The 19,403-nt window shown below is 39.6% G+C and carries 21 protein-coding genes; 16 read left to right on the top strand and 5 right to left on the bottom strand.

The window, feature by feature from the left end; translation table 11 throughout:
• Nucleotides 1-177: 177 nt before the first annotated feature.
• Entirely contained in the window at nt 178-504 is a 327-nt protein-coding gene (locus MKX82_RS10275; RefSeq protein ID WP_233313804.1) for a YnfA family protein, read from the top strand.
• A 36-nt stretch (nt 505-540) separates the two neighbouring features.
• On the opposite strand, the gene MKX82_RS10270 is transcribed toward MKX82_RS10275, so the two are convergent.
• Nucleotides 541-1,458 carry an aldo/keto reductase gene (locus MKX82_RS10270; RefSeq protein ID WP_233313805.1) on the bottom strand — a complete coding sequence of 306 codons (918 nt, stop codon included), beginning with the start codon at nt 1,456-1,458 and terminating at the stop codon, nt 541-543.
• 186 nt (nt 1,459-1,644) lie between these two features.
• Between MKX82_RS10270 and MKX82_RS10265 the strand changes: the two genes are divergently transcribed.
• From MKX82_RS10265 to MKX82_RS10255, 3 genes are all read left to right on the top strand, one after another.
• On the top strand, nt 1,645-2,796 hold the full coding sequence (locus MKX82_RS10265) for a tetratricopeptide repeat-containing glycosyltransferase (protein ID WP_341079488.1): 1,152 nt from the start codon (nt 1,645-1,647) through the stop codon (nt 2,794-2,796).
• 169 nt (nt 2,797-2,965) lie between these two features.
• Nucleotides 2,966-3,265 carry an antibiotic biosynthesis monooxygenase family protein gene (locus tag MKX82_RS10260; RefSeq protein ID WP_233313806.1) on the top strand — a complete coding sequence of 100 codons (300 nt, stop codon included), beginning with the start codon at nt 2,966-2,968 and terminating at the stop codon, nt 3,263-3,265.
• A gap of 230 nt (nt 3,266-3,495) precedes the next feature.
• Nucleotides 3,496-4,089: a cell wall hydrolase gene (locus MKX82_RS10255; protein ID WP_341076910.1), complete on the top strand. Its 594-nt coding sequence runs from the start codon at nt 3,496-3,498 to the stop codon at nt 4,087-4,089.
• Between the two features lie 38 nt (nt 4,090-4,127).
• Here the strand turns inward: MKX82_RS10255 and MKX82_RS10250 are convergent, their stop codons facing one another.
• Entirely contained in the window at nt 4,128-5,033 is a 906-nt protein-coding gene (locus tag MKX82_RS10250) for a LysR family transcriptional regulator (RefSeq protein ID WP_341076907.1), read from the bottom strand.
• Between the two features lie 172 nt (nt 5,034-5,205).
• Between MKX82_RS10250 and MKX82_RS10245 the strand changes: the two genes are divergently transcribed.
• The 7 genes from MKX82_RS10245 to MKX82_RS10215 all read left to right on the top strand — a co-directional run bounded on the left by MKX82_RS10245 (nt 5,206) and on the right by MKX82_RS10215 (nt 14,366).
• Complete coding sequence (locus MKX82_RS10245; protein WP_341076905.1) at nt 5,206-6,456, top strand: MFS transporter; 1,251 nt, start codon at nt 5,206-5,208, stop codon at nt 6,454-6,456.
• Nucleotides 6,457-6,467: 11 nt separating this feature from the next.
• Nucleotides 6,468-8,117, top strand: coding sequence for an alkyl sulfatase dimerization domain-containing protein (locus tag MKX82_RS10240; RefSeq protein WP_341076904.1), 1,650 nt, complete (start codon nt 6,468-6,470; stop codon nt 8,115-8,117).
• 142 nt (nt 8,118-8,259) lie between these two features.
• On the top strand, nt 8,260-10,029 hold the full coding sequence (locus tag MKX82_RS10235) for a helix-turn-helix domain-containing protein (protein WP_237941445.1): 1,770 nt from the start codon (nt 8,260-8,262) through the stop codon (nt 10,027-10,029).
• Between the two features lie 152 nt (nt 10,030-10,181).
• Nucleotides 10,182-11,486 carry a Zn-dependent hydrolase gene (locus tag MKX82_RS10230; RefSeq protein ID WP_341076901.1) on the top strand — a complete coding sequence of 435 codons (1,305 nt, stop codon included), beginning with the start codon at nt 10,182-10,184 and terminating at the stop codon, nt 11,484-11,486.
• A 15-nt stretch (nt 11,487-11,501) separates the two neighbouring features.
• Nucleotides 11,502-12,710, top strand: a complete 1,209-nt coding sequence (locus MKX82_RS10225) for a M20 family metallopeptidase (RefSeq protein ID WP_341076899.1) — start codon at nt 11,502-11,504, stop codon at nt 12,708-12,710.
• Nucleotides 12,703-12,897 (top strand): DUF3311 domain-containing protein, encoded by a 195-nt coding sequence (locus MKX82_RS10220; protein WP_233313814.1) that lies wholly within the window; start codon nt 12,703-12,705, stop codon nt 12,895-12,897. The genes MKX82_RS10225 and MKX82_RS10220 overlap by 8 nt, the downstream gene beginning before the upstream one ends.
• Nucleotides 12,894-14,366, top strand: a complete 1,473-nt coding sequence (locus tag MKX82_RS10215) for a sodium:solute symporter family protein (protein WP_233313815.1) — start codon at nt 12,894-12,896, stop codon at nt 14,364-14,366. Before MKX82_RS10220 ends, MKX82_RS10215 begins: the two co-directional genes overlap by 4 nt.
• Before the next feature lie 62 nt (nt 14,367-14,428).
• On the opposite strand, the gene MKX82_RS10210 is transcribed toward MKX82_RS10215, so the two are convergent.
• Together MKX82_RS10210 and MKX82_RS10205 are read right to left on the bottom strand one after the other, a co-directional pair.
• Nucleotides 14,429-14,932 carry a spore coat protein gene (locus MKX82_RS10210; RefSeq protein ID WP_285854777.1) on the bottom strand — a complete coding sequence of 168 codons (504 nt, stop codon included), beginning with the start codon at nt 14,930-14,932 and terminating at the stop codon, nt 14,429-14,431.
• A 79-nt stretch (nt 14,933-15,011) separates the two neighbouring features.
• A complete protein-coding gene (locus tag MKX82_RS10205; protein ID WP_341076893.1) occupies nt 15,012-15,323 on the bottom strand; it encodes a hypothetical protein in 312 nt (103 codons plus the stop codon).
• Between the two features lie 198 nt (nt 15,324-15,521).
• On the opposite strand from MKX82_RS10205, the gene solA reads away from it, so the two are divergent.
• The gene (gene solA / locus MKX82_RS10200) at nt 15,522-16,655 is read left to right on the top strand and encodes an N-methyl-L-tryptophan oxidase (RefSeq protein WP_251646053.1); all 1,134 of its coding nucleotides are present in this window, start codon (nt 15,522-15,524) and stop codon (nt 16,653-16,655) included.
• 131 nt (nt 16,656-16,786) lie between these two features.
• A complete protein-coding gene (locus MKX82_RS10195; protein WP_237941441.1) occupies nt 16,787-17,407 on the top strand; it encodes a nitroreductase family protein in 621 nt (206 codons plus the stop codon).
• 6 nt (nt 17,408-17,413) lie between these two features.
• Here the strand turns inward: MKX82_RS10195 and MKX82_RS10190 are convergent, their stop codons facing one another.
• On the bottom strand, nt 17,414-17,908 hold the full coding sequence (locus MKX82_RS10190) for a L,D-transpeptidase family protein (RefSeq protein WP_233313820.1): 495 nt from the start codon (nt 17,906-17,908) through the stop codon (nt 17,414-17,416).
• Between the two features lie 175 nt (nt 17,909-18,083).
• On the opposite strand from MKX82_RS10190, the gene MKX82_RS10185 reads away from it, so the two are divergent.
• The 3 genes from MKX82_RS10185 to MKX82_RS10175 all read left to right on the top strand — a co-directional run bounded on the left by MKX82_RS10185 (nt 18,084) and on the right by MKX82_RS10175 (nt 19,353).
• Nucleotides 18,084-18,392: a hypothetical protein gene (locus tag MKX82_RS10185; protein ID WP_233313821.1), complete on the top strand. Its 309-nt coding sequence runs from the start codon at nt 18,084-18,086 to the stop codon at nt 18,390-18,392.
• 108 nt (nt 18,393-18,500) lie between these two features.
• Nucleotides 18,501-18,848, top strand: coding sequence for a hypothetical protein (locus MKX82_RS10180; RefSeq protein ID WP_233313822.1), 348 nt, complete (start codon nt 18,501-18,503; stop codon nt 18,846-18,848).
• Nucleotides 18,849-18,939: 91 nt separating this feature from the next.
• Entirely contained in the window at nt 18,940-19,353 is a 414-nt protein-coding gene (locus MKX82_RS10175; protein WP_341076889.1) for a CoA-binding protein, read from the top strand.
• Nucleotides 19,354-19,403: the final 50 nt, after the last annotated feature.

Raw genomic sequence — 19,403 nt, 5'->3', positions numbered from 1 at the left:
ACTGGGATGTGGTTTTTGATTTATTTGCACGGAATATAAAAAAGATGGTGTTTATAAGATAGTTAATTAATCTGTCTCTTATTACATAAAATTATGGTTTTTTATAGAGGTTTTGCAGCAGCTATGGTACGATTTGGCAAGGAGTAAGTACCATTATTTATTAGGAGTTATTCATTTATGTTCTATTCCATGCTGATGTTTATTATTGCAGGCTTGGCAGAAATTGGCGGCGGCTATCTCATTTGGCTATGGTTAAGGGAAGGCAAGCCCCTTTCCTTCGGCTTGATTGGAGCGATAGCACTTATACTTTACGGCGTTATTGCCACCTTTCAAACATTTCCGTCCTTCGGCAAGGTTTATGCGGCTTACGGCGGAGTGTTTATTATTCTGTCTGTGCTCTGGGGATGGGGTGTCGATAAAAAAACACCCGATTTTTATGATTGGATTGGTGCCGGTATCTGTCTGCTAGGTGCTGGTATCATTTTGTTTGCACCACGTTCCTAAAAAATGCAGCTTCCGATTGGAAGCTGCATTTTTTATTTATGGAAGTATGTTTCCTGCTGCGCGGAAAATTTCATACCATTCTTCACGAGTTAAAGTGATATCGCTCGCTTTTATACAGTCCTGCAATCTTGATTGATTCATTGTTCCAATCACTGGCTGCATTTTCGCTGGATGACGTAACAGCCATGCAATTGCAATAGTAGTATTGCTGACATTGTATTTTTTTGCAATTTCATTAATTTTTTGATTTAATTCCGGGAATTTTTCATTGTCCAAAAATACGCCTTCAAAAAATCCATATTGGAATGGTGACCAAGGCTGAATAGTAATATCATGAAGACGGCAAAAATCGAGAATTCCGCCGTCTCTGTTAATGGCCGATTCGTTTTCCATATTGACGTTAAAACCGCTCGAAATCATGGTCGAATTTGTGATGCTTAATTGAAGCTGATTCGCAACAATCGGTTGTTTTACATACTTTTGCAATAGTTGAATTTGCATTGGATTTTGATTGGATACACCAAAATGACGGACTTTTCCTGAGCTTTCCAGGATATCAAAAGCTTCTGCTACTTCTTCTGGTTCAACAAGTGTATCAGGACGATGTAAAAGAAGAATATCAAGATATTCTGTGTTTAATCGTTGTAAGATGCCATCAACAGATTGGAGGATATGGTCTTTGGAAAAATCAAACATTCCCTTGCGAATTCCGCATTTGGATTGCAAAATAATATTTTCTCGAACAGTAGGACTCATATGTATAGCGTCAGCGAAAATCTCCTCACAGCTTCCGCCGCCATATATATCTGCATGATCAAAAAAATTAGCTCCTTGCTCTAATGCAGTTTGAATAAAATGCTCCGCTTCTTTTGCTTCAAGCGAATTGATGCGCATACAGCCGACAGAGACAACTGGCACCTCTAAATTGCTTGATCCAAGCTTCATTGTTCTCATGATTTTTCCCCCTTTATGGTTAGTTCACGTACATTACAGAATGTCCCATGAGCCTAAGTTGAATTATAAATGAGAGCGATTTCACCGTCAACTTTAGAGCACAGCTAGGATAATAGCACTTCCGAAAAAAGGTAACGTTCATATTTTAATATAAGCGACAAAGGAGCGGATACTTTGAAGGAGGAAATGGGATTGGAAGCATTCACGAAAAGCATTACACTTTGTATGATTGTTAAAAATGAGTCTAAAATAATCACAAGATGCCTAGATTCAGCTGAAGCGATTATTGATTCTCTCTCCATCTGTGATACAGGTTCGACAGACGACACGGTTAAAATTATCAAAAACTGGGCAAAAGATAATGGCAAAGAATGTACGATTCATCATACTCCATTTCAAAACTTCGGATATAACCGAACACTGTCTGTGAATCTGGCACAAGTTGCCTATCCAGACTCTGATTATCTTTTATTATTGGATGCAGATATGATCCTGCAGAATTCCCTTGCATTTCATGTAAATAACTTAAAAAGTGACCAATATTTAATCATGCAGATGAACCAAGATTTAAAGTATTGGAACACGCGGCTTATCCATGCAAAACGTTCATGGGAATGCGTCGGTGTGACACATGAGTACTGGGAGCTGAAAGAATCTCCTGCCACAGGAACTGTTGGAAAGCTTGAGAATATTTTCATTCTTGATAAGGAAGATGGCGGAAGCAAACAAGATAAGTTTGAAAGAGACAAAAGATTGCTCGAAGAGGCTGTACAAGACGAGAACCAAAAGCCGCTTTGGCAAAGATATATGTTCTATTTAGCACAAACTTATTATGATTTGCAGGATTACTCCAACGCAATTGAATGGTATAAAAAGCGAATAGCAGAAGGCGGCTGGCAGGAGGAAGTGTATTACAGCATGCTGAAAATTGGTCTTGCTTATGAACAACTCGCGAACCGCTCCTCTGTAAATCTTAAGCGGGAAGAATTGCTGGCATTATCTTTATTTCGATTGCAGCAAGCATGGATGTATAGACCATCAAGAGGTGAAGCCATTTATCACCTCGCTCGGATTCATCGAGAATTAAAAAATTATCAGCTTGCCTATTTATTTGCAGCAGAAGGGAAATCAATTCCGTTCCCAGCAAACGATCTGCTGTTTGTCGATTATACGGTTCATGATTATAGATTTGACTGTGAACTGGCCATTGCAGGCTTCTATATAGAAAAAAACAAACTGTCTGGTAAACAAGCACTTGAACGCTTGCTAGCAAGGAAGGAAGAATTGCCAAGACATTTACATCCATGGCTTGAGCAGACTAGCCAGTATTATCACTAAAAGCACTGAATATTACTTCAGTGTTTTTTTCTATTAAATCTGCTTTTTTATAACCATATCAAAACAGGGTCTCTTCCTTTTAATATTTTCCCCCTCATCAGTGCAGGGATTCTTGAAAGGCACAGAGAATAGTACACAATTACTTAAAATAAATTTGGGGGCAGTAAGAATGATATTGGAAGCAGCTATGCTTAACGTGAAAGAAGGAATGGAGTCGGAGTTTGAACAAGCATTTGCTGAAGCATCGAGCATTATTGCAAGCAAAAAAGGCTATATAGAGCATGAATTGCAGCGCTGTATGGAAGATGTGGGCAAATACTTGCTGTTGGTCAGGTGGCAGACGCTTGAAGATCACACAATCGGGTTTAGGCAATCAGCAGAGTATGAGAACTGGAAAAAGCTGCTTCACCATTATTATGATCCTTTTCCAACGGTAGAGCATTTTAAATCTGTTTATATAAGCAAATAACGAATAAACGATGCAACAATTTCGAAATAATAGTGTAATAAAAGAGCTTAGAAGAGAAAGAGAAGCTATTATTTCTGGTAATGCCTTCCTTTTTAAAAGAGCGGACCACTTATCCAGCAAGATATCGAGCATTTTTCTTTTCATGTGTAATATTTTGGCACATGAATATATATATTACATCTGTTAACCTACTAGAGTATTAAAGAATGATTCTAGGAGGTTAACAATCTATGAAAAACTTAAAGAAACTACTTATTGTTTCAACAGTAGCCCTTTCCTTATTTGGGTTTAATACGCAGTCTAAAGCCGCCACCAATCATGTTGTCCAAAGTGGCGAAACTTATTGGATTCTTGCAAATAAATTTGGTGTTTCAGCAAACAGCATAAAAAGCGCAAACGATGCTACAAGCAACATGCTTATTCCTGGTCAATCGCTGACTATTCCTAACTCTACTATCTCAGCAGCTGATAAAGATCTAATGGCACGTCTTGTATCTGCAGAAGCTAAAGGTGAGCCATATGCAGGGAAAGTCGCTGTGGCAACGGTTATTTTAAACAGATTGGATAACAAAGATTTCCCTGATACAATTAAAGATGTAATCTACCAAAAAGACAATGGCTATTATGCCTTCACTCCTGTGCAAAATGGAGCAATAAATGAGTCTGCAGATGCAGAGTCGAAAAAGGCAGTAACAGAAGCAATTGCTTCAAGAGGCTACGGACAAGGCTCTCTGTATTTCTATAACCCAAAAACATCTACAAGTGATTGGATTTTCTCACGTCAAGTGACAATCAAAATTGGTAACCATACGTTTGCAAAATAATTGAATCCTGCATCACTCCATTTTGGAGTGGTGTTTTTTTAGTTAGGAGACATTGCTGATTCTATATATTTCATGAATTTTCTAGCAAGCAATGATGGAGTCTTCTTCTTAGGATATACAAAACCAAAAGCGATATGTACAGGCTGGTGATTCAGAATGTTCATTTTTTTTATAGCGTTTTGATTAACAAGGAGAGTATCTCCTTCCTTGTAAAGCTCTGGTGAGAAGGTGATAGCCATGTTTTGAATGACTGCCTTTTTAATGACATCCGTATTATTCGATGTAAACAATATTTGTAAGCTTCCAAATTCAGCAATAAAGTTTTGAACAAACCATTTTACATAATCTCCGTCATACATAACAATCGTTTCATTAATGAGTGCTTGTGGCTCAATGCTATCATTAACAGAAATGGCCGAATCTTTATGTGCGAATACCTTCATTTCCCCTTTATTTAGAAGCTGAAAATCAAGATTTTCCATTTTATCCTTTAGACCATCATGTAGTGTTATCAGTCCAATGTCCAGTTCAAAACGGGTAATATCGTTGATTATTTCATGTGTTTCCTGCTCCATAATCTCAATCTCTACATTTGGATAATCCGCTTTAAAGGCTGCGAGCGGCTCCAGTAAATAGGGCATATAGATTGGGATGGAAGCAAATGTTAGCTTCCCTTGAACATCTTTTGAGTCCTCTTTTATTTCTTCGCGTAATTCCTCTACTTTTAATAAAATTTCCACTGCCTTTTGAATTACTTTTTTGCCTTGTATGGTAGGCAATGTTCCTGTTCTGGCACGGTGAAACAAAACAACACCCAGTTCTTTTTCAAGAGCAGTGATTGATTGGCTCACAGCTGATTGTGTGACATGCAGGTTTTCTGATGCTTTGGAAATTGCTCCTGATTTTGCAACTTCGAGTACATATTCAAGCTGTTCAATCTTCATAGACTCCCACCTTCTATAAGTTTTCCTTACCTTACCTTCAAAAAGTTTAATTTTATTAATCATAAACTACATTATATAATTTATTCAATCTTTTCTTAATGGTTTACTCGGAATTGGTAGAAGGGAGATTCCATAAATTGCTGTCGATTATGCTTCAAAGGAGGAAGGAGTTATGCGTTGGTTGATTTTAGGGGCTGTGTTTTTACTGGCTGTCATTAATTTCGCAGACAAAACAGTGATTGGCTTATCAGCCGTTCCTATCATGAATGATTTGCAGCTCAATTATGAGCAGTGGGGCATTGTGGGCAGTTCATTCTTTTGGCTGTTTTCTGTCGCTGGTATTGTCGGAGCGGCTCTGTCTGATCGGTTTGGGACAGAAAAGATGCTGCTGATTATGGCAATCATTTGGACTATAGCCCAGTCCGTCACAGTGTTTGCCGCAGGATTACCGTTTTTAATTATGACTCGTGTGTTACTAGGTGCTGGTGAAGGTCCGTTTTTTGCAACAGCTGTCAGCCATCTCAGCAAATGGTTTGCCCCAGAATCAAGAGGGTTTGCTATTTCGATTCTAAATTTAGGAAATACAGTCGGAAAAGCTGTCTCTGTTCCGATTTTAATCTGGCTTATCACTCAAACAGGCTGGAAAATGACGTTTTTATTTTTAGGTGGTGTGAGCCTGCTGTTTGTTTTTATCTGGTTATGGCTAGGACGACTCCAGGCTCCTCACACTGTAGAACAAACTTCTGCAAAAACCAAAATAGTCTGGACTGATGTAAGGAAGACCATTTTTTCACCCACCTTTGTATTTACAACAATGATTGCCTTTATTGGTTATAGTGTTATTACCTTCAGTCTTGTCTTTAGTCCAACTTACATAACCGAAGTAAAGGGAATCTCACCAAGTGTAATGGGCTATATGAAAGCGACCGCTGGTGTGACAGGAGCAATTTTGTCTGTCGGACTCTCCGCTTATTCTGACTTTATCTTCAAAAGAAGCAAAAATATATGGCTGTCCCGTGTTTTATTTACATCCATTTGTGCAGCGTTAGCGGGGATAGTATTTTTCTTTTTTACCATAACAGAGTCTGTAGCACTTATGACGCTTATTTTAATTTTAGAAAACGGGCTGATTATGCTTATTTTCACACTCGGTCCGCAAGTTGTAAACAGCTTGATGCCTGAGAGAAAAGGGCTGATGTCAGGTATTATGATGGGGTTAGCGACAACCTCAGGTATTATTGCGCCAATAATTTTTGGCAAAGTGATTGATGCATCTGGTGATTCGCTTACCGGATTTACCGGAAATATACAGGCGATGGCAATCCTGCTGATAATTAGTGCAGTCCTGTTTGCATTGTTTGCAAGGCCGGCTCAGAAAGAAATAATCCCAGGTCAACAAAATATGGGAATTCATTTAAAATAGGAGGAAATAAGATGAAATATAGTGTAAGCAAGGATGAGAAAGAACTAGCATTAATGTATTTGCAGGAACATACAAAACGGTTTACGAAAAGAGTGGAAAAGGTTACTGAAAATATTTATTGCGCAGTTGGATATGGACTGGCGAATTCGACTTTAATTGTAACAGATGCAGGAAATATTATTGTTGATACAACCGAAGGAATAGAAACGGCTGCTGAAGTAAAAAAAGAGTTTGATAAAATATCGCCATTGCCAACCATAGCTGTTATTTATACACATGGTCATCCTGATCATATTAACGGAGCTTCCGTTTTTGCAGACGATAAAACAGAAATTTATGCCAACAAGCTTACGCTCGATTTTATTCAAACACAGTATAACCAGTTAAATAGTATACTTGAAATAAGGGGGGCAAGACAATTTGGCGTTTTTCTTCAGCCGGAGCATTATCCATACAGTGGTTTAGGACCTGCTTTAAAACTAAGCGGCACAAAAAAAATAATGGTGCCAACCACAGTGTTTGAAGATGCGGTGAAATTGCAGTTTGGCTCCACCGTTATGCAGCTAGTTTCCGCTCCTGGTGAAACAGAAGACCAAATCTTTATTTGGCTACCAGAGGAAAAGGTATTACTTGGTGCGGATAACTACTATCCAGCTTTTCCGAATCTTTATACGATCAGAGGAACAAGCCCACGGCCAGTACTGCAATGGGTATACTCTCTCGATAAAATGCGCGCACTGCAAGCCGAATACTTAGTGCTTGGTCATACTGAACCTGTATATGGCAAAGAAAAAATCGCTGAATTATTAACGATTTACCGAGATGGAATTCAATATATACATGACAGCACGGTACGCGGGATGAATGCAGGAAAAACGGTTGATGAATTAGTGGAGGAAATTTCTTTGCCAGAATCTCTAGCTTCATACGAAGAACTGCGTGAGCTGTATGGCAGCATATCCCAATCCGTTCGCGCGATTTACAGCGGTTATTTAGGATGGTTTGACGGCAATGCTTCTAATTTGGAACAATTAAGTTCCCGTGCTTTTGCCCAAAAAATGGCGGATCTTGCCGGAGGAAATAACAGGCTGCTGAAGGAAGCAACAAATGCTGTTGAAAATGGTGAATTTCAGTGGGCAGCACAATTAGCGGACATGCTGCTGTCTTTATTGCCTGAAAATGATCAAGCGTTGCAAGTTAAGATTCGTGCGTTAACAGAGCTTGGACTAAGATCTTATAACTCGAATAATCGCTCTTATTATCTATCTCAAGCGAAAGAGCTGCAAAACGGTGTGCCATTTTTAAACAATCGAAGCAACCACTCCGCTTATGCTTATGCTGAAAAAATGCCCATTCGCGCGTTCTTTCAGCAAATGACGATTCTTCTACAGCCTGAAAAATGCGAGCATCGAGCGCTTTCCCTAAGCCTTACCATTACAGACGATCAGAAGCAGCATATTTTAGTCATCCGCAATGGCATTATCGATATTCAGGAAGGATGTTTAACAAACCCGGATATAACGGTAGCAACAAGTTTATCTATTTGGAAGGAGATTATATTAGGTATTCTAAATCCAAATGATGCGGCAAATAATGCAGGTTTTCAGCTTACTGGGGATGCAGTATCCTTTAGTCAGTTTGTTGGCTTCTTTCAAAAATAATTAGTTTGTAAAAACCGTCTTGGCAGATAAAAGGCGGTTTTTACTTTAACAGCATATTGTAAGAAAACCTATATGTATTCTAAAATAATAGAAGGAACTAGTGCTTTACAAAGTTAGCGCTATGGTTGGAGGATACATCAACATGAATAAAGACAAACAATTACTGAGCTTAATAAATGCTGCGCAAGTCTTAACATCTACATTAGATTTGGACAAGGTGCTCCAGCAGCTGATTAAAGAAACGTTAAATGTAATAGATGGTGCAGATGCTATATTGCTGTTTGTATATGATAAACGGACAGGCAGGCTTATAGCCAAAAATGGTGTCGGAGTTGAACTAGCATACTTGCAGGAAATTAAACTTCATCCCGGGGAAGGCATGACAGGCAAAACATTCTTGAGCAAAAAAGGACAAATATTCAGTCATGTAAAAGAAACAGAGAGAGGGATGGAGAATATTAGAGGTGATAATAAAAGTCTGTTTCAAAAGGCTGTTGGCGCATTCCGCTATCATCCTGTCAGTACCATTTGTGCTCCCCTATTATCTAAAGAGGAATGTATTGGTGTATTGACGATTGACAGTTTTTCTGAAAACGTGCATTTCACAAACCATCATCTTCTCCTGCTCGAAACATTCGCCGCACAGGCCAGTATTGCGATTGAAAATGCAAAATTTTTTGCTGATACAGAGCGATCGAAGAAAATTCATGCTGAATTGGCTACCGCTTCGATCAACCAAAAAGGTCTAGAAGAAATTACAGGCACGCTCACACAGCTTATTAAAGAAGAGGTTTGTGTTTATAATGAGTTTTTTGAGATTATTTCTTCTTCCTCGACACAGGCTGAGGCAATGGGGACGGCTAAAAGAAACGTGATTATGACTGTTTATAATGATGAGGTGCAAAATGAGGGGAGTTTGTATTGTAAAGAAGAGAGAATAAAGCTGATTCCCATTAAAACAGATGCCAGAATTGTTATTGGCATTCTGGCAATCTTTAACGTCGAACGAGCTTCTCTTGATACACTAGACTTGCTTGCTATTGACCTTGCCAATAATATTTTCGCGCGGGAAATTATCGGCCAGGAAAGATTGCTCTCTGATTATTATAAATATGAGGGGTACTTATTAGATCAGCTTTTAAGTCAGAAGCTGGATTCATTTTCCGGACCGCAAAAAAGCATTGTCGGCCTGTCTGACAACTATCGATATATATGCATTAATATCCAAATTCCTAATCAGCTCCTTGAGTTTGAGGAATTAAATCGAAAGAAGCAGCATTTTCATCGCTTATTGTTTCGGGAAATCAAAAAGCTGCCCTACAAAGTATTAGTTTCGGAAAAGAACATGGAATATGATGTGTTAGTTATGATTCATGACCGAAAAACAGAAGAGGAAATAACAGAACTGTTTAGCCTATTCTTTAATGGGTTAAAGGATAAACTTGTTGAAAGTATATCCTTTGACTTCCATGTCGGCATCGGCAGGCTATTCTTAAAAATTAAGGAGATTCAAAGCTCCTACAGAGAAGCAAAGATTTGTTCCGACTATATTAAAACGAACAGTAAGGATTTACTAGTGCTTTCCTATAAATCGCTTGGCATCTATCGCTTGTTTATTAAACAGGAGCCAGAAGAGATTCGTGAATATGTAAAAAGCACGATTGGTCCGCTAATTGATTATGATAAAACAAATGGAACTGACTTGTTGTCTACATTAGCGGTATATATGGAGAATAAACAAAATATGACGTTAACAGCGAAGCAGTGCTTTGTGCATTTAAATACGATTAAGTACAGACTGCAAAACGTGAAAGAGATTTTAGGCATACACCTTGAAGGCAAGGAAATGTTTGAACTGCAGCTTGCTATTTATTTGTTTGACTATTTAAAGAAAGGCATCGGCAAACACTAGTCTAAAAGTTGTAAAAATTCGCTATTTTTTAAGATGCATTATCTTAAGCAGACAAAAAGCTTACGATTAATTTGTCTGCTTTAGATATATTAATAATTGTCAAACTATTCTACAATTTCTAAATAATGATACATATTATGAGGGGGTACAGCATGGATACAACAGCAGCAAGCAGGCTGGACGAGCTTCTGTTATCTGACTATGATCACACACTTGATCATGGGGGCATATCAGGTAAAAGAATAGCGCAAAGGCTGTATGAATTATCAAAGATTGGTTTGACAGACGAAAACGGTTCTTACCGAATCGGTTTCTCTGCAGAGGAAAAGTTAGCAAAACAGCTTGTTGCTAACTGGATGACAGAGGCAGGTTTATCTGTCAAACAAGACGAAGCTGGCAATATCATCGGCAGATTGGCAGGTAATGACGAGGAGCTTCCAGCAATTCTATCTGGTTCCCATGTTGACAGTGTTCCAAACGGGGGGCATTTTGATGGGCCGTTAGGTGTTCTTGCGGCGTTAGAGGTAGTGGAAGCATGGCGGGAAACTGGGTACAAACCAACTCATCCATACGAAGTGATTATCTTCTCAGATGAAGAGGGAGCAAGATTTAATGGCGGTCTGACTGGAAGCAGAGCAATGACTGGTGACATAGATGTTGAAAATCAACTCAGCTTAGTTGACAGCGAGGGAGCCAATTTTCAAACAGTTATTGAAAATAACGGCTTGTCACTTGATACATTCTTTCAAGCGAAACGGGACTTATCTAAAATCAAAGCATATGTGGAGGTCCATATTGAGCAAGGAAAACGGCTCGAAAAAGAGAATCTTCCAGTCGGAATTGTTTCGGGAATAGCAGGTCCAAGCTGGCTGAAAATCACTTTATCAGGAGAAGCCGGCCATGCAGGAAACACTCCGATGGATGACAGAAAGGATGCGTTAGTAGCAGCAGGTGAACTTCTTGCGGCAATTCCGGCCTTGCCTAAAATGGTAAGCTCCACCGCGGTTGCGACAGTCGGGAAGCTGCATGTTCATCCGAATGGAGTCAATGTTATTCCCGGCAGAGTTGAGTTGTTTGTTGATATTCGTGACATTTATGAAGACAAAGTAGATGCGCTTGTTGCTCTTACAATTGAAAAAGCTGCAGCTATTTCCGAAAGCCATGGAATCAAGACTATGTTTGAACAAACATTGAAAGTTTCACCGATGCTCGTACAAGATGACATGAAAGAACTGCTTGAGCAATCACTGCAAAAAATGGCCATTAAGCCGTACTTTTTACCAAGCGGTGCTGGTCATGATGCGATGGTTCTAGGAAGGCATGTACCATCTGCGATGATTTTTGCTCGCAGCAGAAAAGGGATTAGCCATAATCCCGAGGAATGGACAACACTTAGTGATTGTGTTCAATCTGTGCATGTATTGAAAAACATGATTGAAAGCCTGGATGAAAACTAAAAGGAGTGATACATAATGGAAGCAACAAAATCTTTTATACAAGCAAGCATAGATGCAGTGAAGGAAGAGGTTGTCACATGGCGCCGCCATCTTCACAAACATCCAGAATTAAGCTTTGAAGAGGAAAAAACGTCTCAATATATATATGACCAATTAAAATCATTTGGCAATATTGAACTAACCCGCCCGACAAAAACCAGTGTAGTTGGCCGAATTATAGGAGCTCTACCTGGCAAAGTTATTGCCATTCGCGCTGATATGGATGCACTTCCGATACAAGAAGAAAACGAAAGTGAATATGCTTCCCAAAATCCTGGCGTGATGCATGCTTGCGGTCATGATGGACATACAGCCATGCTTTTAGGTGCAGCAAAGGTATTATCCTCCCTTAAAAGCCATATCGAAGGAGAAATCCGTTTGTTATTCCAGCATGCAGAAGAATTGTTCCCAGGTGGAGCAGAGGAAATGGTCCAAGCAGGAGTAATGGACGGGGTTGATACAGTAATTGGCGCCCATTTGTGGTCCCCACTTGAAATTGGCAAAATCGGAATCGTTTATGGACCGATGATGGCATCACCTGATACCTTCTATCTTAATGTCAACGGCAAAGGAGGACATGCTGCTCTTCCTCATCAAACAGTTGATTCGATTGCGATTGCTTCTCAAGTGGTCACAAACCTGCAGCATATCGTTTCACGAAACACAGATCCTCTTGATAATCTCGTTTTGTCTGTGACAAAGTTCGTTGGAGGCACAACGCATAATGTAATTCCAGGTTCTGTTGAGATATGCGGAACAGTTCGCAGCTTTGATCCAGACTTGCGCAAGGAAGTTCCAAAGCTAATGGAAAGAGTCATCAAAGGTATTACGGACGCACATGGAGCGACTTACGACTTTAAATATGAGTTCGGCTACAGACCTGTCATCAATGATGCCCGCGTTACAGAGGTGTTAGAGGCAACAGTGTTAGAAGTGTATGGCAACGATGCGATCGACAGAATGAAGCCAAATATGGGCGGAGAAGATTTTTCTGCATTCCAGCAAGTAGCAGAAGGATCATTCTTCTATATAGGTGCCGGAAACCCGCAAAAAGGGGCTGACTTTCCTCATCACCATGCCCGCTTTGAAATCGATGAAGACTCCCTTGAAAAGGGCGTAAACTTATTTGTTTACAGTGCATTAAAGCTGTTAGAAGCAGCAGAAGGAAGGGAAGCAAATGATTAAAGTATTGGCGCTGATTCCGTTCGTTTTCATGCTGGGCGGAGCCTATGTATTCAATCAAGTGACACCATACGTACTAGGAATGCCATTTCTGCTGTTTTGGTGTGTATTATGGACAGTTCTGACATCTGTCATTATGGCAATTATCTATAAAATCGATCCAAAAAATAAAGAAGGTGAAACAGAATGAATGCTGCATTAGTAATTATTTTTGCTACGATGCTACTATCTATCTTTTTAGGTATTCGGGCAAAAAAAGGAAAAGACATGGATTTAGAACAATGGTCTGTAGGAGGAAGAGGATTCGGTTCCGTTTTAGTATTCGTGCTGATGGCAGGGGAAATTTATACAACCTTCACCTTCCTTGGAGGAAGCGGCTGGGCATATAGTAAAGGCGGCCCAACCTATTATATTATTTCATACGGTGCTCTTGCTTATATTATGTCATACTTTTTGCTGCCGAAAATCTGGCGCTACGCAAAAGACAACAAGCTTGTGTCTCAATCAGACTTTTTCGTCAGCAAATACAACAGCCCGTATTTAGGAATTCTTGTTTCGCTTGTAGGGTTTGTTGCGATGATTCCTTATTTTGTTCTGCAGCTGAAAGGGCTTGGAATTATTGTATCAGAGGCTTCTTATGGCCATATTTCACCAACTGTGGCGATTTGGATCGGCATTATCGTTGTAACCGTCTATGTAATGGTCTCAGGTATTCACGGCTCTGCGTGGACTGCTGTTGCGAAGGATATTCTTATTCTTGTTGTGGTCTTATTTTTGGGAATTTATCTTCCGCACCATTATTATGGCGGGATTCAGCCAATGTTTGAAGCAATTGACACAGCGAAGGCAGGCTTTTTATCATTGCCTGATTCAGGACAAAGCTCTTCTTGGTTTGTAACAACTGTTTTACTTACAGCATTAGGCTTTTATATGTGGCCGCATACATTCGGTTCCATTTATTCCTCTCAAGGAGAGAAAGCCTTCCGAAAAAATGCTATTTTCATGCCATTATATCAATTAGTCCTTTTATTCGTATTCTTCGTAGGCTTTGCAGCGATTCTGCAAGTGCCAACTTTAACTGGAGCAGATACGGATTTAGCACTGCTTCGTTTGTCTATCCAGACATTTGATCCATGGGTGGTAGGAATTATCGGTGCGGCAGGTATTTTGACTGCTCTTGTTCCTGGCTCGATGATTCTTATGGCAGCAGCAACCTTGCTTGCGAAAAACGTTTATAAAGTGTTACGACCAAGTGCAACAGACAAGCAAGTCACAAGCATGGCCCGTTATCTTGTACCTGTTGTGGCGCTCATTTCCGTAATCGTTACATTTAATGGCGGCGGAACGCTTGTTGCTTTGCTGTTAATGGGATACAGCCTTGTAACACAATTGTTTCCGACCTTATTGTTCAGCTTAATGAAACATAATTTTGTTACGAAACAAGGAGCGTTTGCTGGTATTATCGCAGGTGTTGCCACGGTTACTTATGTGACGGTTTCAGGCACGACTGTCGGAACATTGTTCCCATTTTTGCCGCAAGCAATTAAGGACTTCAACGTTGGTATTATTGCCTTGATTATTAACTTAGTTGTCCTTACGGTTGTATCATTGGCAACAAGACCAGTGGCAGTATTAAAAACGAAATCTAATCAAGCATAATAACAGACCCCTCTTATCCTTATAAGAGGGGTGTTTACTGTTTTCACATCTAAAACGAATGACTATTTATTAAGCGCTTTTTTGGCAAGATTAACGTCATTTTGCAGCAGACTCTTTAAATCATAAGCTGGGTAATACCCCTTTTTATACATATAGTGGAATACTTCCTCGTGTGAATCAATCGCTTTGTTTATATGCGTTTTTAACACCTTTCTTAATTCAGGTGTAGCTGTTTCAGTAATGGCAACCGCATAATTTTTGACACTTGCTTTAAATAGACCAAGCAAATCTCCTGCCAGAAAAGGTGTTAATGCTTGATTGCGCAAGTCCTCTTCCTCGTCTTCCTCTCTCGGTGCTAACGGATAGAATTCAAGCAAGTCTTTTATATTAGCTGTTAAACCTTCAATAGCCTTTGTGTACAGCCTTTTTAGTTCTGGGTCTGTCACCGTTGGAAGTGCGAGTTTCAATTTCATTAATGCTACTGATTGTGATGCTGTTAATTCATGTATTTCTAATGTTTCATGCCATGCTAAATGCTGCGGACGTTCGTTATGTTCCATTCTCATGCTCCTCCTTAAATGACGCTTCCTCTTTTTTTAGTGTCAGATAGAAAAAAGAGGAGATCACTCACCTCTTTTATCGTGACTATCTTTGTGGATATTGCTTATGCCAGTCATCCCAATGACCTTGTGGATGATGGTAGCCTTTTTTCCATGAATCTTGCGGGTAGTATGGCTTATGCCAATCTTGGTGGGGTTTATGCCATCCGTATGGATAATCGTCATGAAAACCTTGATAATACCCTCCAGGATATTGATGATAACCGCCGTATGGATAGCCTTGTTGTTGCCAGCCACCAAACGGATAGTTCTGCTGACCTTGCTGCCAGCCGCCGTATGGATAGCTTTGTTGACCTTGCCCCCAAGGGAAATTAGGTTGAAATGGTCCAAATTGCATGTGATCACCTTCCGTTGCGAGTTTTCTGTATAGGGTATGTCGGCTTGCTGTTAATGAGCTTATCTACTTTTTTTAAGAAGAAGCCCAATTATTAACTCTTATTAGAAAATTTTTATTTTTCAAGCTGTGCAACAATGGTATGATTGGCTATATAAAAAAAGAGAGTTAACGTTTAGGGGAAGAGAAGGAGGAAATATTTTGACAAAATATGATGCGATTATCATCGGTGCCGGTTCCATGGGGATGGCAGCAGGCTATTATTTAGCGGAACAAGGAAAAAAGACATTGTTAATTGATGCCTATGACCCTCCTCATGCACATGGAAGCCACCATGGCGAAACAAGAATTATCCGTCATGCATACGGGGAAGGTGCTGAGTATGTTCCTTTGGCGTTAAAAGCACAGGAGCTTTGGGGCGAGCTTGAAGAGGTATCAGGCAAGCAGCTGTTTTTGCAGACAGGTGTATTAAATGTCGGCAAAGCAGATTCACCATTTATGAAAAACATAATATATAGCGCGAAAACATATAACCTGCCAGTGGAAGTGCTGCAAGCAAGTGAAGTAATGGAGCGGTGGTCTGGCATTAAGCTACCGGCTGATTATATCGGCTGCTTTGAAAAATCGTCAGGAGTGCTTAAAAGCGAGACTTGTATTGAAGCATATAAAGAGCAGGCTATTAAAAAGGGAGCAGATCTTCTTACATATACAGAAGTACTAGAATTGCAGATGGATAATGGGAAGGCAATCGTAAAAACGGCAACCAATAACTATTATGGAGACGCTCTTATCATTTGCGGCGGCGCATCAGCAGGCAAGCTGTTAGCTACTCTAGGTTTAACGCTGCCATTAAAACCGACAAGGAAGACGTTTGCTTGGTTCCATGCTGATGAAGCCATTTATTCTAGTGAAAACTTTCCGGCCTTTTCCTTTGAAACGGAAAAAGGCATGTATTACGGCTTTCCAAGCATCGAACAAGCTGGTTTGAAAATAGGCAGACATGACGGCGGCGGTGTTGAAATACAACCAGGCCAGTCAATCAGCCCATTTGGTGAGCTTGCCGAGGATGAGGGAGATGTAGGGCAGTTTCTTTCCACTTATATGCCATTAACAGATGAGCTGAAGTTTGGCAAAACTTGCACATATACATTGACACCTGATGAAGACTTTATAATTGATCTTCATCCTGATTACGCCAATGTCGCCATTGCGGCAGGTTTTTCAGGGCATGGCTTTAAATTCAGCAGTGTGGTCGGTAAAATTTTAAGTGACTTAGCAACAAAGGGGAAGACAGAATATAATATCTCACCTTTTTCTATTAAACGCTTCTCATAAAAAAAGCTGCCTCTAATGGCAGTTTTTTTATTGGCAAAACAGGAAGTAAAAAGCTTTACAAAGGACTTTATTTAATATACCTTTAATTCAAGATATATTAAATAAAGATAAAATCGAAGGAGAAACAAATCATGGCTGAATTTTTAGATCTAGTTAAATCACGACGCTCTGCGAGCAACTTTTTGGAAGGAAACCCGATTTCAACAGAAGAGTTAAATAGTATTTTTGAAACGGTTAAGCTAGCACCATCTGCTTTTAATTTACAGCATACAAGGTATATTGCTGTTATAGATGATGAGAAAAAAGCTGAAATAAGAAATGCCGCAAACGGTCAATACAAAGTAAAAAGCGCTGCTGCTGTTATATTGGTAGTTGGGAACAAACTTGCTTATAAACAAGCACCAGAAATCTATGAAGGTCTGCAGATGCTCGGAATTGTAAACAAGCAGGAATATGACCATTTAGTTCAGGATACAACTTCCTTTTATGAAGACAGAGGTGACACCTTCCAAAAAGAAGAAGCAATTCGTAATGCTTCACTTTCTGCCATGCTGTTTATGCTCGCAGCAAAGAATCAAGGCTGGGACACTTGCCCGATGATTGGATTTGATGACAAGCAGGTTCGTGAAATACTGCAGATTCCCGATCAGGAAGAGGTGGTGCTGATGATTACCATTGGCAAGGAGAAAACAGACAGCAGACAGCCGCGCGGATACCGAAAGCCAGTCCGTGAATTTGTAGACTATATTTAATAAGGTTTATGGATGAATGGCTACAGCTGTGCCAATAGGAGCAATGCTTGCTAATTCCTCCACATCCTTGTTTTGCATTCTAATACATCCTCTTGATACAGCTTTGCCAATGGAGCTAGGATCATTTGTACCATGGATACCATAATGCTCTTTAGAAAGACTCATCCACATTGTACCGAATGGACCTCCAGGATTCGGCGCTTTATTGATGATAACAAAATTGCCTACAGGTGTGCTAAACAGCATTCTGCCTACTGCAATCGGATACTGCTTTTGCAAAACACCGCCTCTAAACAAGCGCAATATTTTATTACCTATCGAAACATCTATTCGATAAGGAATACTCTCAGGGGACGGTAAGCCGGGTATGATGATTATTTGTCCGGGGAAGATGCTGTTTGGCTGGATTGTTGGGTTTGCTGTTAATATACTGGCTAATGGAATGCGATAGTCTTTTGAGATTTGGGTTAAAGTCTCCCCGGGCTTAACAATATGGTTCATCGATTTGCCTCCGTTTTTACGTCTTTTAAGGTACTATATGACTATCGTCAGGAAAAAATATATAGTCCCATGAAAAAAGCCAAGTTAACAAACGGCAATTTAGGCATTTGCCTATATCACTAAAAAAGAAGTTTGCATACTTTATGGGTGACATAAAAAAAGGAGAGTTGCCTATATGTACCCTTATGTAAATTACGCTTATCCACAAACTCAATATGATTACCAATACCCGCAAGGATATTACGAAGATCCGAACAGACAAATCCAGCTGTCACAGCTTTTTCAACAGCCACAGTGGAGACAGTTTGAGCGGAGGCTTAATCAGTTAGAAAGACGGATTGAAGCTCAGGATCGCCGTATTGATCAGCTGGAACGGAGAATAAATCAGCTAGAGCGGGAGAATAACCAGCAGCAAAGAGATATTGACCAGCTTGAGCGCAGTTTGCAAAGAGTTAATCAGCGCTTAAATGCATTGGAAAGATAAATATAACTAAGGAGCACAGCAGTTGCTCCTTAGTTATTGATTAGAATTTTTTTTGCTGTTTAGGGAATGTTAATATATCATAATTGACTTTTTGGAGGTAATTTAAAAATGACCGTTTATGTATATCAAACATTTTCACTCAAGCAAGATAAATTCAAAGAAGGATTGGAAAATTTGCGTGAGCTGAAAAAGTTTAGTAATGAAAATTACTCACACAAAGTAGAAATATTGACGCCTATCTCAGGCAATGATCATACATATGCCCTTTTAACGGAGTACGAAGGATTGGCTGAAATGGAATTGCAAGGCAAAAAGATGAATGAGGATGAAGACTATCAAAAGCTGATTGGTGAGTTCTTTTTGCAAAATATAGAACAAAACAGCATGCATACGCAAATCTACAGAGCAATGCCTGAAAAGAAGGAAAAAAAGGACAAGGATAAGGAATCAGAGTAAGCAAAGCCTAGTTCATATTAGTTGCATCAACAGATACACGTCCACTAGTATAAAAGTAGAAATAAAGGTTAATTAAAGGAGGAACAATACTATGGCAATCGAAAACCCAAGCAGGGAAGAAATCGGCAAACTATTAAAAAAGGCAAAAAAAATCGCAGTTGTCGGTTTAAGTGACAATCCAGAAAGAACTTCTTATATGATTGCAGAAGCCATGATGAAAGCAGGCTATAGCATCATCCCCGTCAATCCTACAGTAGATGAAGTTTTAGGAATGAAAGCATATAAATGCCTGACAGATATTAAAGAACATGTTGATATTGTCAATGTATTTAGAAGATCTGAATTTCTTCCAGAAGTTGCGGCGGAATTTGAAAAAATCGATGCTGATGTTTTCTGGGCACAGCAAGGAATTGTTCATGAAGAAACTTTTCACTCTTTAAAAGAAAAAGGCTATACGGTTATCATGGACCGCTGTATTAAAGTAGAACATGCTCTAACGAAATAACTATAAAATATGGATGCAATAAGGTAACTTGACCCTCATAAGAAGCGGTC

The sequence above is a fragment of the Niallia sp. FSL R7-0271 genome, assembly GCF_038005785.1.
Lineage (GTDB): Bacteria > Bacillota > Bacilli > Bacillales > Cytobacillaceae > Niallia.
The sequence above is the reverse complement of the archived record's forward strand: the minus strand, read 5'-3'. Positions and strand labels throughout refer to the sequence as shown.

What these genes read in the sequence shown, in the direction of transcription:
- MKX82_RS10275 (WP_233313804.1), top strand. Translation starts at nt 178, where the DNA reads ATGTTCTATTCCATGCTGATGTTTATTATTGCAGGCTTGGCAGAAATT.
- MKX82_RS10270 (WP_233313805.1), bottom strand. Translation starts at nt 1,458, where the DNA reads ATGAGAACAATGAAGCTTGGATCAAGCAATTTAGAGGTGCCAGTTGTC.
- MKX82_RS10265 (WP_341079488.1), top strand. Translation starts at nt 1,645, where the DNA reads ATGGGATTGGAAGCATTCACGAAAAGCATTACACTTTGTATGATTGTT.
- MKX82_RS10260 (WP_233313806.1), top strand. Translation starts at nt 2,966, where the DNA reads ATGATATTGGAAGCAGCTATGCTTAACGTGAAAGAAGGAATGGAGTCG.
- MKX82_RS10255 (WP_341076910.1), top strand. Translation starts at nt 3,496, where the DNA reads ATGAAAAACTTAAAGAAACTACTTATTGTTTCAACAGTAGCCCTTTCC.
- MKX82_RS10250 (WP_341076907.1), bottom strand. Translation starts at nt 5,033, where the DNA reads ATGAAGATTGAACAGCTTGAATATGTACTCGAAGTTGCAAAATCAGGA.
- MKX82_RS10245 (WP_341076905.1), top strand. Translation starts at nt 5,206, where the DNA reads ATGCGTTGGTTGATTTTAGGGGCTGTGTTTTTACTGGCTGTCATTAAT.
- MKX82_RS10240 (WP_341076904.1), top strand. Translation starts at nt 6,468, where the DNA reads ATGAAATATAGTGTAAGCAAGGATGAGAAAGAACTAGCATTAATGTAT.
- MKX82_RS10235 (WP_237941445.1), top strand. Translation starts at nt 8,260, where the DNA reads ATGAATAAAGACAAACAATTACTGAGCTTAATAAATGCTGCGCAAGTC.
- MKX82_RS10230 (WP_341076901.1), top strand. Translation starts at nt 10,182, where the DNA reads ATGGATACAACAGCAGCAAGCAGGCTGGACGAGCTTCTGTTATCTGAC.
- MKX82_RS10225 (WP_341076899.1), top strand. Translation starts at nt 11,502, where the DNA reads ATGGAAGCAACAAAATCTTTTATACAAGCAAGCATAGATGCAGTGAAG.
- MKX82_RS10220 (WP_233313814.1), top strand. Translation starts at nt 12,703, where the DNA reads ATGATTAAAGTATTGGCGCTGATTCCGTTCGTTTTCATGCTGGGCGGA.
- MKX82_RS10215 (WP_233313815.1), top strand. Translation starts at nt 12,894, where the DNA reads ATGAATGCTGCATTAGTAATTATTTTTGCTACGATGCTACTATCTATC.
- MKX82_RS10210 (WP_285854777.1), bottom strand. Translation starts at nt 14,932, where the DNA reads ATGAGAATGGAACATAACGAACGTCCGCAGCATTTAGCATGGCATGAA.
- MKX82_RS10205 (WP_341076893.1), bottom strand. Translation starts at nt 15,323, where the DNA reads ATGCAATTTGGACCATTTCAACCTAATTTCCCTTGGGGGCAAGGTCAA.
- MKX82_RS10195 (WP_237941441.1), top strand. Translation starts at nt 16,787, where the DNA reads ATGGCTGAATTTTTAGATCTAGTTAAATCACGACGCTCTGCGAGCAAC.
- MKX82_RS10190 (WP_233313820.1), bottom strand. Translation starts at nt 17,908, where the DNA reads ATGAACCATATTGTTAAGCCCGGGGAGACTTTAACCCAAATCTCAAAA.
- MKX82_RS10185 (WP_233313821.1), top strand. Translation starts at nt 18,084, where the DNA reads ATGTACCCTTATGTAAATTACGCTTATCCACAAACTCAATATGATTAC.
- MKX82_RS10180 (WP_233313822.1), top strand. Translation starts at nt 18,501, where the DNA reads ATGACCGTTTATGTATATCAAACATTTTCACTCAAGCAAGATAAATTC.
- MKX82_RS10175 (WP_341076889.1), top strand. Translation starts at nt 18,940, where the DNA reads ATGGCAATCGAAAACCCAAGCAGGGAAGAAATCGGCAAACTATTAAAA.